Source organism: Chroococcidiopsis sp. CCALA 051 (assembly GCF_003015105.1).
Lineage (GTDB): Bacteria > Cyanobacteriota > Cyanobacteriia > Cyanobacteriales > Chroococcidiopsidaceae > Chroococcidiopsis > Chroococcidiopsis thermalis.
Genome location: NZ_PYCI01000059.1, coordinates 1 through 12181, shown reverse-complemented (window position 1 = coordinate 12181; position 12181 = coordinate 1). Strand labels below are relative to the sequence as shown.

The 12181-nt window shown below is 45.9% G+C and carries 13 protein-coding genes and 1 pseudogene; 6 read left to right on the top strand and 8 right to left on the bottom strand.

Annotated features, from left to right (window positions below):
• Positions 1 to 37 precede the first annotated feature (37 nt).
• The 3 genes from C7Y66_RS15770 to C7Y66_RS15760 all read left to right on the top strand — a co-directional run bounded on the left by C7Y66_RS15770 (position 38) and on the right by C7Y66_RS15760 (position 4740).
• On the top strand, positions 38 to 2272 hold the full coding sequence (locus C7Y66_RS15770) for a glycosyl hydrolase family 18 protein (RefSeq protein ID WP_106546322.1): 2235 nt from the start codon (positions 38 to 40) through the stop codon (positions 2270 to 2272).
• Positions 2260 to 3009, top strand: coding sequence for a hypothetical protein (locus C7Y66_RS15765; protein ID WP_106546321.1), 750 nt, complete (start codon positions 2260 to 2262; stop codon positions 3007 to 3009). The genes C7Y66_RS15770 and C7Y66_RS15765 overlap by 13 nt, the downstream gene beginning before the upstream one ends.
• Before the next feature lie 102 nt (positions 3010 to 3111).
• Complete coding sequence (locus C7Y66_RS15760) at positions 3112 to 4740, top strand: hypothetical protein (RefSeq protein ID WP_106546320.1); 1629 nt, start codon at positions 3112 to 3114, stop codon at positions 4738 to 4740.
• A 136-nt stretch (positions 4741 to 4876) separates the two neighbouring features.
• Here C7Y66_RS15760 and C7Y66_RS15755 read toward each other — a convergent pair whose 3' ends face one another.
• From C7Y66_RS15755 to C7Y66_RS15725, 7 genes are all read right to left on the bottom strand, one after another.
• Positions 4877 to 5587 carry a hypothetical protein gene (locus C7Y66_RS15755; RefSeq protein ID WP_106546319.1) on the bottom strand — a complete coding sequence of 237 codons (711 nt, stop codon included), beginning with the start codon at positions 5585 to 5587 and terminating at the stop codon, positions 4877 to 4879.
• 154 nt (positions 5588 to 5741) lie between these two features.
• Positions 5742 to 6230: a hypothetical protein gene (locus C7Y66_RS15750; RefSeq protein WP_106546318.1), complete on the bottom strand. Its 489-nt coding sequence runs from the start codon at positions 6228 to 6230 to the stop codon at positions 5742 to 5744.
• Positions 6231 to 6785: 555 nt separating this feature from the next.
• Complete coding sequence (locus C7Y66_RS15745) at positions 6786 to 7016, bottom strand: hypothetical protein (protein ID WP_106546317.1); 231 nt, start codon at positions 7014 to 7016, stop codon at positions 6786 to 6788.
• Positions 7017 to 7141: 125 nt separating this feature from the next.
• Positions 7142 to 8026, bottom strand: coding sequence for an ArdC-like ssDNA-binding domain-containing protein (locus C7Y66_RS15740; RefSeq protein WP_106546316.1), 885 nt, complete (start codon positions 8024 to 8026; stop codon positions 7142 to 7144).
• 89 nt (positions 8027 to 8115) lie between these two features.
• Positions 8116 to 8508, bottom strand: coding sequence for a DUF3268 family zinc-finger domain-containing protein (locus C7Y66_RS15735; protein ID WP_015163056.1), 393 nt, complete (start codon positions 8506 to 8508; stop codon positions 8116 to 8118).
• Positions 8505 to 9044 (bottom strand): hypothetical protein, encoded by a 540-nt coding sequence (locus C7Y66_RS15730; RefSeq protein ID WP_106546315.1) that lies wholly within the window; start codon positions 9042 to 9044, stop codon positions 8505 to 8507. The genes C7Y66_RS15735 and C7Y66_RS15730 overlap by 4 nt, the downstream gene beginning before the upstream one ends.
• A 48-nt stretch (positions 9045 to 9092) precedes the next feature.
• A complete protein-coding gene (locus tag C7Y66_RS15725; protein ID WP_106546314.1) occupies positions 9093 to 9611 on the bottom strand; it encodes a methyltransferase domain-containing protein in 519 nt (172 codons plus the stop codon).
• Between the two features lie 354 nt (positions 9612 to 9965).
• Between C7Y66_RS15725 and C7Y66_RS15720 the strand changes: the two genes are divergently transcribed.
• From C7Y66_RS15720 to C7Y66_RS15710, 3 genes and pseudogenes are all read left to right on the top strand, one after another.
• Positions 9966 to 10199: a hypothetical protein gene (locus tag C7Y66_RS15720; protein WP_106546313.1), complete on the top strand. Its 234-nt coding sequence runs from the start codon at positions 9966 to 9968 to the stop codon at positions 10197 to 10199.
• Complete coding sequence (locus C7Y66_RS15715) at positions 10189 to 10395, top strand: glycosyl transferase (protein ID WP_106546312.1); 207 nt, start codon at positions 10189 to 10191, stop codon at positions 10393 to 10395. Before C7Y66_RS15720 ends, C7Y66_RS15715 begins: the two co-directional genes overlap by 11 nt.
• Before the next feature lie 43 nt (positions 10396 to 10438).
• A pseudogene (locus C7Y66_RS15710) lies at positions 10439 to 11489 on the top strand (Fic family protein).
• A 46-nt stretch (positions 11490 to 11535) separates the two neighbouring features.
• Here C7Y66_RS15710 and C7Y66_RS32490 read toward each other — a convergent pair.
• Complete coding sequence (locus tag C7Y66_RS32490; RefSeq protein ID WP_370143942.1) at positions 11536 to 12120, bottom strand: response regulator; 585 nt, start codon at positions 12118 to 12120, stop codon at positions 11536 to 11538.
• Positions 12121 to 12181: the final 61 nt, after the last annotated feature.

Genomic DNA, 12181 nt, shown 5'->3' with positions numbered 1-12181 from the left:
ATGACTAACAGTAAAAAATTAAAAAGAGGAAGTAGAAATGGACTACAAACTTGTTGGTTACTTTGAAAACTGGGCACAATACCGCCAAGCGGGAGGAAAGTTCTTACCAGAACAGATTGACCCCTCACTATTCACGCACATCAACTTTGCTTTTGGCATTTTTGGCTTTGTTACCTGGAGTGTCGATCCAACAGAAACGCGAACGGGAGAACAACGTTATACCGGAGACTATACCCTTCAACCCGTTGAATGGAACGATCGCAAAGTACTGTATCCAGCAATCCAAAAATTAAAGGAGAAAAACCCCAACCTCAAAACACTTTTATCAATTGGTGGCTGGAGCTTCAATAGTTGCGATGACACGCCTGACTCTGCTGGAACCCTTCATCCGTTTGGACCCTATACCTGTCAGCTGTTTAGCAAAATGGCAGCCGATCCAAATGGGAGGAAACAATTTATTGAATCTTCCATTGCCTACGCTCAAGATCGCGGCTTTGACGGGATCGATCTTGACTGGGAATATCCTGGCGATCGCACGCGAGGCGGAATAGATGCCGATTTCGATAATTTCATCGCCCTGTTGCGAGAATTCCGCCAAGCAATTGAGAGTAGTGCGCCAGGACTGCTTTTAACCATAGCCGCATCTGTAGTTCCCAAAGGCGAAGCAAAATCTCCTTCAGAATTTTTTAAATGGCTTGCCCAAAGTGTAGAATACCTTGACTGGGTGAATGCCATGACCTACGACTATCACGGTGCATTCGATCCAGTTACGGGAGTAAATGCACCATTGCCTCAAGATTCTGTTCCCAATGGAACGTTTAGCATCAAACACAGCATAGATGCTTACCTAGAAGCGGGGATTCCTAAGAACAAAATCGTCCTCGGTATGCCCGTTTACGGTCGGACTTTTATCGTCAACGAATCGCTAACCTCCTCCGACAACGGATATGGAAAGCCAACCAAACAAGCAGGTCCAGCAGGGAAAGCAACTCAAACTCCAGGATTTCTTGCTTACTACGAAATTCTAGAAAAGATAGCAAGCGGTGAGTTTGTCAAAGTGTGGGATGAGGAAACTTTAACTCCCTACGCTTATAACAGTAAAACTAGCGAATGGGTGACTTTCGACGATGAAAAATCGCTTGAAGCCAAGAGCAATTATGCATGCGAACAAGGGTTGGCAGGCGCAATGGTTTGGGCAATTGGTCAAGACGACTTTAAAAATGGTTTTCCTCTCATTAAACAGATTACAAAGAGTCTGCAATCCTGTTCAACAACTGAACAACCAAAAACCAAACCACAACCATCATCCAATCCACTGACACAGGTAATCCTTGTTTTCATTGAAGAGGGAGCTAAGTTTGCTGAAGAAATAGAGAAATTTACTGAAGAGGCAAGCAGCGATTCAGAACTAGCCCCAGTATTAGATTCGCTTTTTGATTCAGGACTATTTGACTCAAGCATAGAAGAGATCGTCAAAGAATCCATCAATAAAGGTGAAGTAGCAGTTGGGCAGAAGATAGATTCTAATGTGTTAAACGAGTTTCTAGATAAGTGGAGAGAAATTGAGGAAGAAGTAAAAAAATACGACAGAGACAGTGAAGATGCTAACAAGCAGCTAGAAAATGTCAAGAAAAAGATAGAAGAGTTACGCAAGCAAGTAGAAGAAAACCTTCCAAAGTTGCCAAATGTAACTCTACCCTCGCCACTAGCGGAAAATTGGGAAGATCTAGCTAATCAAGAGTCGGTAAAAGAGTGGGCAGTCGATCTAGCTAAGGATTGGGGCTGGCTGTTTGTTCCATTCTTTTCATTAATAGCTTCGCTTCACTTAAATATTCTCATGGAACTGTTTGTTCTCAATAATTTATCCAACCAGCAGGAGCAGGATAAAGAAAAGGAAAAAGAAACGTGCGATCGCCAAAGCACCGAGATTATAGACACAGCTGAGGATTACCTAGACAAACTATTAGATCTGCGACAAAAAGGTAGTCTATCTGTCGAACAAATTTATTCGGAAATTAAGCCACAATGTGTCGTAGATGTAGATACGCCTCAAGTGAGATATTGTCACTACTACTATTACGGACCAAAAGGCACAGTGGAATCAGGTGAATACACAATGCTCCCAACCTTATTTGACTCACAAGCCGACAAGATGGCAAAAGAAAGAGAGAGAATACGGGGAGAATTATTTAAAAAAAGAAAGGCTGATGTTCAAGAAGTGAAGGATTTTACTTTAGGAGTCATACAGGAGTTAATTTCATGGCTGGATTAAAAACAATTTTTAAAAAGATTAAGGAAAAATGCGCCATTTTAATCGATAGCTCAAGCAGTAGTTCAAGCAGTATTCCAGGCTGGTCGCTTGTTTCTATTGATTCTGGACCAATTACGCAAGACATTAATAACAGTCAATTTGGTCACTCGTTTCAGGTCAATTTGAATCTACGCTACAAACCGAGTACGTCTAAGCAGTTTTCTGAGCCAATGCTTGAATGGAATGAAATCATTCAAATTTTTAAATGGGACCATGGTAGTGGCTGGCGCAAGATAGAAGAGAAAAGAGTCAATATGCATAAGGAAAAGCCTGACTCCAATACATTTTCTTTGTGGAAATCAAAATACAGCAATGCAACGTATTTAACCTCAGGAAACCAAAAATTTTACCAAGCGTGGCAGAAGGTGAAGCATACGATGGCAGCTACGCAAGAAAATAGAGAAAAAGTTGCGATCGCAGAGTTAACGCGCACTGGCGGAAAGATACTTGCCACGATAATCGATACACCGGCGCTAGGGATCGGGCAAGACAATTACGCAACGCGAAGAGTGCTTCAGTTTGACCTTGGGATAGAAGGCAGTACACCAAGGCTAACAGCGACTCAGATACTTGAGCTTAACAGCAAAGGAGAAATTACAATTTGCTGCTTGCTCATGCCGGGAGTCGAGGAGGTTGTTGCAAACGATCCTCGATTAGAAGGCTGGCGTAACGATTACAAAGTTGGAAATCGTCCGTAATGCCTCGCTCCGTTGCAAATAGAAACATAGACCCTGATTTCTGCTCCCACGTTAGGAACTAGCACTTTAACTTCACCTGTTCTCAAATTCTCTTGATATTCGATGAATGCGAATGTAAATTTCCTGCACGAGCAAAAACCCGTTCCAGTTGGCATTCAGCGGATGGTGCTGGTCATTTTGCTGCTGACGATCGTTGCAGGTATTGCCAACGTTACTTACCGCTTTGAACACCTCCGCCACCTGGCTGCGACTTATTATCACCCGTACTTAAGTCAATTCGGTCTTTCTGATGAATTCTATATCTGGTATTTTCTGGTATCAGAAATTCTCTTGGCGCTGGTGTTTGCGGTTACAGGAGGCATCATTGCGCTGCATCGCTCGGCAACTTGGAGCGCGCTGTTTGCCGCGATCGCTCTGATGTTGTTCGGGATTGCTCTACCACCTCCAATGCACGCGCTGGTCACGCATCAGGGAGGAATTAACGTGCTGCTTTGCTTTGTACGGGCAATCGGCTTTGCGCTATTTATTATCTTTCTCTATATTTTTCCAGATGGTCGGCTCGTCCCCCGATGGGCAGGCATTCTCACTCTCGTCCTGATTTTCTGGTCATTAATCTGGCCCCTCTACCCACCGCTAAATCCCTATCGATTGCCTCATGCACTGCCTTTTTTGGTACTAACATTCTGGTTTGGCACGGGAGTCTGCGCTCAAATCTACCGTTACGTTTATGTTTCCAATCCAGTGCAGCGGCAGCAAACAAAATGGGTCGTGTTTGGCTTGACCGCAGCTATTTTAGGAGATTTTGTCACTCATATTGCCTGGTATATTTTTCCATCTTTACAGAAGGGATCGGACTGGTTCTTGCAATTGGCTCACCAACCGTTTTTTATCCTCTCTCAACTACTTGCACCAGTGGCGATCGCCGTATCCATCTTTCGTTATGGACTGTGGGAAATTGACTTTATTATCAACCGTACCCTCGTCTATGGTTTACTGACCACCTTGTTGGCAGCTGTTTGGACAACTACGGCAAAGTTATTGGAAATTGTTTTTGCGCGAACGACAGGGCAGAGTGCAGCACCCATTGCCGCAGGATTTGCGGTTTTAGGAGTTGGCTTAATCTTTGGCTCAGTACGGGAAAAGTTAGAAAAGTTCGTCAACCATCACTTTTACCCAAATAAACTCGATCTCAGTCGAGAATTCGTTGAATTTTTACCTGAAGCACGCGCGACGATCGGTGTGTCAGAATTATTGCACAAACTAGTCGATCGCACTCTAGAAGTTTTACACATTCAATATGGAGCAGTTTTTTTGCAGGATGCGAAGGGTCAGCTACAACTGGCTGAGATTCGTAATTTATCACCGACTGTAGCAGAGTCTTTTCAATGGCACGAGCAGCTGTTTGACAAGATGCACAAAGGGATCGCAATTAAACAACAGGAGAATGACTTTTTTCCGCTGCTGGTTCCGCTTATGCTGCAACGAGGGGAACGATTGGATTTAATCGGCGTACTGGCACTGGGGACTCGGCAGGATGGACGACATTACTCTCTTGATGAACTATGGACGTTTGAGGTGCTGGCGAAGCGAGCGGCAACCGCAATTTATATCGCTCAACTCAATACGGCAAACATCTCGAAACTGACACAGCAAATTACGATGCTTGAAAAACGGGTAGAAGTGCTAGAAGCGCAGCGCCTCACCTTTGAGCCACTCGATCCGCTTGACTAAAGAGTGTAAAGCAAATAGATTATCGATCTCAAATCCGTCCTAGCCGGACAGCTTATGGTTTCTTAGGTACAAAACCAGAATTAGTCGAGCAGAGTGAATTGCTGGTAGATAATGATTTGCCCAATTTCTTCAAAGTTTAAGCCGCTCCTTGCTCTCCAGAGGCGCGTGCCGCTACCAAAACATCCTCTATTTTTCCCTGTCGTAACATCTCCAGGGGACTTGCTCCATCCAGCCAGATGTTGGGATTGAGTATAAATGCAGCTTGCATCCAAGGGTCTGACTCGTCAAGTGCGGCAAGCACCGACTCTAGCCCAGAAAGAATACCATTTTCAGCAAATTGCCACCTGGGGAAAAGGTAGCCGCGCTTGCTTGTAGTTAGGGCAATCAGCTTGCTTTTACTACAACGCTTATGGATAGCTTGACGACTGATGCCAAGCAATTGTTCAACTTGGGATATGCTCAACGAACCTCCTTCTGCATTAAGCAACCGCTCTCTAGCAGCAATGCCGCGCAACCTAGCCATTTCTAAAGGGTCTACCGTACCGAGGAGCGCTCGACTGGCTTCTGTCTCTTGCATAAGTTTGACTAACATCTGGGTGCCAGAGGTGGGATTTTCAGGCAGTCGCTCGACGGGGTATTGCTCGATAGCTTGCAAAACAGTATCGAGGACAAGATCTACCAAAGCCGCCTTTTTTGGTTGACTGCTGAGGGAGCGGAGCTGAGAAACGTGCTTTTGGAGAGAAGTTTCCTGCTGTTCCGGATCTTGTGGAGTTTCCTGTCCTGCTCGATCGGCAGCCAGAGCAGATCTTCTTTTTGCCCTGCCAGTTTTATGTTTTTTGGTAAACATGAGATTTTTTTGACTCTAAATTTAAGCTAATTTATTTTCGTCAACTTCGTCAACCAGAGACAGAAGGTGGGTTGAGCATGAGACTGCGATCGCGCTAAGGAAACATGGCATCAGATGAAGAACTAATGCCGTATTGCTACTAGGGGATTTAGTATTAGGTAGCAAGCAGTTTTTCTAGATCCATCAACCGCACCACATCGCGCTTGTGCAGTTTGTAGCGTTTGATTTGGGCAGGAATATCAATCGGTATGTCTGCGACTTTAACGACGCTGTAATTATGTAGCTTATAGAGCTTGAGCGTTGTCAGGTCAAGCAGATCTAGCATCGGCTGACGCGCTCCTGGCAGTAGCAACATCTGGGGAGGAGGTATGATGGCAATCGTGACGGTTGTGGCTCTGACTGCGGAATCTGCCAGCCACGGATCTTCTATCGGATCTGCGTTTGGCTGTAGGGATGCTCTTGGTGCGATCGCGATCTTCTGGGAAGAAGACTGCACGAGCTGTTGTTGTATGCTGGGAGCAGTTGATTGCCGGAAAATTGACTCGAATAACTCCACCGCTCCAGCGGCGAAGTCCATTGCCATAACAATAGCAAAGGCAACGATCGTAAGTTCGATTGCGATAGTGAGAAAGTTCTGTAACATTGGATTCTCCTAGATTGAGCTGGCAGCTGGTGTAGCGACCTGCCAGGAATATGTGTGGGTAAGAGCTGGTTATGTGGCGATTCCCCTCTAGCTCTTCCTCTGGTTCGGCAAAGCCGTTTTTTAGGACAAAGGTACAATTATCAGTAGTAAAAAAATTAATTCTTCTAGTTGATTCTAGAAGAATTGAACTTGATTTAGATTCAAAGTAGATCGATAGAGCGGGAGAATTCTCGAATAGCTTTTAAGTGCTCCAAAGTACTAATTTGTCGTTGTGGCGATCGAGCAATTTCTTTTTGAATTGCAATTCTTTTTTTAAGTAATTGGGTTAATGTTTGAAAGTCATTTTGGTTCATATTGCCTCCTTTAATGGGTATTACTTGCTACCGTTGGTGCGAAGCACTTTCTGAAGGAGGTATAATCCAAGGGGCAGTCGTCTACAGTTAACTTAACTCACACTAGCTCTCAACAGGAGCAACGCGATCTCCCGCTCTTGAACCATTAGGCGGTTTACATATATGCAATTTGGCAGCATCATCATCTGTGAATTTTCATAAGCTAATAATTTTCCCGACTGAGTTTGTCTGCTCTTGCTTTCAATTTGATTGCGTAACTTCTAATGACTGAGAGTGCTGTAGAAACTGCATTGTCATATGTTGTGGAACTACCCTCCATGACTGAACTTATCTCTAGAATTTCGCACATAGATTCGTCTTGTAGGTCTATACGATAGCCGTAGTCTATGCCATCAAACCAAATTTCAATGTGAGGCTGGATCGAAATGTTCATTATTATGAGTTTTTCTAAAGGATTAAGTTGGGAAATTCTGCTCTTGCATCTTGCTTTTGAATTGAAAACTAGAGAATCAAGGCTCAACTTAGCTCGAACTGTGTGGCAAGAGCTGAGAAAACCTATTAGATTACTAGCGATCTTTGCTCCTCGATCGTGTTAATAATCCGATCGCTGATGGTCTGGATGCAAGTGGCAGATTCTTTCAGTCGCGCAATCGCCTCAACGCCATTACCCCAACCCATGACGTAGCCAATAGAGAAATCGCTACTGTCTAAACCAAAGTAGTTCAACACAATAAACGCTCCACTTTCTGCTTCTATTTCCATCAATTCTCTGTGCTGGGCGTAGTCTTCTCCTTTGTGAGCTAGAGCGTGGAATAATTCGTGAGTAAGGGTTTTAGCTTTGTGCAATGGCTCTAAGTTATTACTAATAACAATCTTTTCAACGCGATCGCCAATGCGGTCGAATTTGCAGTAACCGTTGCGGGAGTCCATCGACTCCTCAAGCACGGGAACTTGAAGTTTCGAGCAGATCCGCACCAGAGCAGCGTACAGTCCCGCATCGTCGCCGTGAAGGGGAGAAACCAGTTGGGGTAGCTCTTCGCCGTCGGTCTGCGAGATATCAAATACTGTCACCAGGTTAAAATAGGTAGTTTTCTTTTCCTTCCCTTTCTCATCAAATTCTCCAGTTTTCTTTGTAAAAGGGGCGCGGATGGCGATGCCCTTTTCTCCCTTGCGAACCTGCCTGCCAGCTTTTTGCCAGTCGCGATAACCTGCAACAACTGTTGCATCTGGATTTTGCATGAGAACGAGCAGGCAATTCTGCCAACTGTAGCGGTTCATGGAGAGACTTTTCAATCGACTCATCATTGTTAGCCATTGCTGCCAACGACCGGAGTCAAGCAGAGATTGAATGCCCTGTTCGAGTTTTGCTATTGCTGCTTCGCGTTTTTCTTGAGCAAGTTCTATGTCAGTTTTGAGTCGGCGAGATTTGTTTGTGGTTGTCATAGTTGCAAGTTAGTTGGTGACAAAATAAAACCCCTGAAACGATCCAGGTTTTAGGGGTTGAGAAGAATGTGGCTGTGGCGCGTCTGTTGTTAAAGCTCGTTCTTTTCGTACCTCTGCATTAACTTCACAACCGCCTGACAGCGATCTATATCGAACATGGCGATATGAGTTTGCGATTTAGGAATTGCTAGTTGTTGCGACAACCATTTGTATGCTGCATTGCGAGTGATCTTGCCGGACTGCCACAGCGGGTCGAAGGCAGCATGAGCAGCCTGCCGCCATTCTCGCAATTGTCTATTGGCTAAACTGCCTTTGGGAGACCCATTTTGATGTGCGCCCACATAGGCATCGCAGTCAGGATACCTGGTACACATCCAAACTCTACCAAAACCCTTTCTACCGTAAATTTTTTCTGCATTAGCAAGAGTTATTGGGCTGCCGCAATAGGGACAGCAGGTCGTTGAGGAGTAGAACTGTTTCATTGTGCAGATCGTTCTTCTGCCATCAGTTGAACGATCTGCAAGGCAGTATTTGAATGGATGAACTGTAACTTCATAGATACAGATTCTGCGCTGTCAACTTGACATTGAATGCTGCCTTTTTGAGTAATTTGGCTAAACGTATAACAGTTCTTTAAATCTTTGTTCAGGTAATAGTCTGCTTTGCAAGCCACTAGTAATTTCCTCAGAGCTTCTTGACGTTTCTTTTCTACTTGCTCTTTGGCAGCACGTTTTTCAAGTAATTGCTGCCATTCAATTTCTGCTGGAACTATCAATCGCCTCCCAATCTCAGTAAAAATGACTGTGGGAGATTTACTTAAACTGATACCGATGCGAGTATTTAAGTCATGTATCTGAGCAATCAATCGCTGATTCTCCACACTTAAATAGAGTTCTAACCCATCAGTTCTTGTGAATAAAAACTTGTTTGTTTGGTGGTGATAAAATTTAGGTGTCCATTCGGATTTTTGTAAGAAGAGATTCCTGACTTCTAGTAGATTGTTCTCGAACTTATGCATTGTGTTATTTATTTCAAACTTGGGAATCAAGGTAGGTAAGCGTCCTAGTTATTTTTTGTGAATAAATGCAATCCCTGATTTGGGAAATTCAACTCTTACTACTCCCAGGCTTTGAGCAATGAAGCTGCTAAATTCTGCTTGCGAGTAATACTTTTGATACGTGCCTAATCGTGACAATCCTTCGCCTCTGCCATCAGTTCTGACGGCAACAACGAGCGATCGCCTCATCAATTCCCAGTAGTACTGAAGGACTTCGGTTATTTCTGTTGCGGACTCGATCGTGTTGATAGCGTAAATGCAACTGATACAGTCAGTTGGCTGCAATAGAGCTAGATCGTATTTCCAGTAGGGATCGAAACCGACGCAAGAAATGTCTAGTTTCTGGAGGTGCTCTAAATCTTTTCCTCTACCGCATCCAAAGTCCAGAAGCAGGCTCGATGGTTTCACTACCCCGTATTTTACGGCCACCTTCATCGGCATCGATAGACCGCGCCGAGCAATCGAGCACTTCCAGCGAGGCGTAGACCAGGTTTTGTAGTCGAGCCAAAAAGGATATTCAATTGTCATGTGTCATGATTTCACCAGCCTTACTCCCAACAAGTCCGCCGCTAGGCGTTTGCCGTTGTGTTGGATTGAGGTGCAGCACTCGCTTTGCTGCTGATTTCTAGAGCGGACGCGGTAATACTTGCAGTGCCAAAATGCCGTTCGAGCAGGAATTAGACATCTAACGCGCGATCGCGCTTGACCCTCATCGTTTTAGTTACGCCAGAAGAGGAGCAGGTTCCAGCTGTGGTGAAAGTCGTATGCGATGCCGAAGGCGGTTCGCTTCGCGACCATCGCGCTGGCGGATGACGACTTCAATCGTGTAGGAAATAATATCTGTAAGTGCAAAAGCCTCATGAAGGATAAACTTAACAGGTAATGGCAAACTCAATTGAGGATACTTACCCAAATATTGCTCGCTGGGTGAACGAGCATGAAGGCTGGATTGAAATTGGCTACGATCTAGACAGTCCCCTAAGTTCGTTTATTCGCGCTTTAGATAGTGGTGGGACGCTGTGGCAAGGTAAAGACAGCTATGGCAGTTTAGATGAAGCGTTGCAAGAGTTAGATTCTGGATTGGCACAGGTGTTGCAAGAGATTTATGGCGAATAAGTACGAATTACCTCAGTCAGTACCAGCGATCGACAATGCGGATCGGCGGCAGGCAGTAGGAAATCTAGGAAGAACTACCCTAGCTCAACAAGTAGAAGTTTGCGAGTGCATAAAAGGCTATTGCTGCTACTGTGAAGAATTTGAAGGCTCAAGTTTGCCCTTGCCGGATAGCAGAATTTGCCAAAAATGGATATAAATGGATATATGTGGATGTAAATGGATAGAGAAATGGATATGGCATGAAGATTGGGGCGCTTTCGATCGCACCGGAAATCCTCCGACTGATTGCCGAAATCGACGAATTCAAGGGAACTTGGCGGACTTTGACGACGCTGGCTCCAGAGCGGCTAGCCGTGTTGAAGCGCGTTGCCACGATCGCGCATTATCGGCTCTTCGACCCGCATCGAGGGGGCAAAGCTGAGCGATAGGGAAGTAGAAGAGCTGCTCGGTCGCTTGGAACGCCAGGATTTCGTCTCGCGCGACGAACAGGAGGTGGCGGGTTATGCCGAGGTGATGGATGCGGTATTCGATTCCTACACAGCCATCCCGCTGACGGAGAACTACATCAAGCAACTGCACGCGATGCTGTTGCGTCATTCGACCAAGGACGAACGGCATCGCGGCGAATACAAGAAACTGCCGAACAATGTCGAAGCTTTCGATGCAGACGGAAAGAGCGTCGGTGTCATCTTTGCCACGGCATCGCCCTTCGATACGCCCTTCAAGATGCAAGAGCTAGTTGCTTGGACTCGCGAGGCGCTGGCAGATGGGGCGTGGCATCCGCTCATCGTCATCGGGCTGTTCGTCGTCGTCTTCTTGGCAATCCATCCATTCCAGGATGGGAACGGGCGGCGATCGCGAGTGCTGACCACGCTTTTACTGCTGAAGGCGGGCTACTCCTACGTGCCTTATAGCTCGCTGGAAAGCGTCATCGAGGCGAAGGAAGGCTATTATTTGGCGCTGCGGCGGACGCAAGGAACGCTCGATCTCGAGTCACCCGATTTCGAGCCGTGGCTGAGGTTTTTCTTGCGATCGCTCAAGAGTCAAAAAGAGCGGCTGGCAACGAAGATCGCGCGCGAGCCGCAAGCAGAAGGGCTGCACCCCGACGCGATGACAATTCTGTCAGCAGCGCGGCGAAACGGCCGCATCACCACGGGTGAAGCCCAGAAACTTATAGGCGCACCGCGACCGACGGTCAAGATGCGCTTATCCGAGCTGGTCAAGCGCGGTTTGCTTAAGCGTCAGGGGCAGGGCAGAGGAAGCTGGTATAGTCCGCCACCCGCTCGATAGGCGCAGTGCTTGACAAACTGTGATGCCTTTTAGTAAGTCGGTAAGTTTAAGTCACGCATTTCCCTTCAGCACGACCTACAACTTGAACGATCGCCTGAAGTAAATCATTTGGCTCGATTGGCTTAGTCAGATGCAGTTGAAATCCGGCGACGACTGCCTGTTGATAATCGATTTCTCCAGCATAGGCAGTCAGAGCGATCGCGGGAATTTGTCTTTGCCCAGCCGAGAGTGATTTTCTGACTTGGCGTAGCAACATATATCCATCTACTTCTGGCATACCAATGTCACTAATCAGGACGTGAAATTGAGATTGGTTCAAAGCCGTTAGAGCTTCAACTGCCGATTTTGCAGATGTTACAGTTGCTCCCTGTTGTTCGAGGAGAAAGGCAACGAATTCTCGCGTATCTGTATCATCATCTGTCACTAAGATTTTGATGCCATTTAAATCTAAGGAATTTGCCGTCTCATGACTATTTTGGAGCGCAGCTGCTTGCTGAGTCAGAGGTAATTTCACCGTGAAGGTTGCACCTTGACCTTCGCCTGGGCTATCTGCTTGCACCATCCCACCATGCGATTCTACCAACTGACGCACGATCGCCAACCCTAGCCCCAGTCGGGTGGCCGCCGAGATACGGATACTGTTGGCGAAATATTGCTTAACATTGGAATTCTAAACTTGACGGTGTATTACA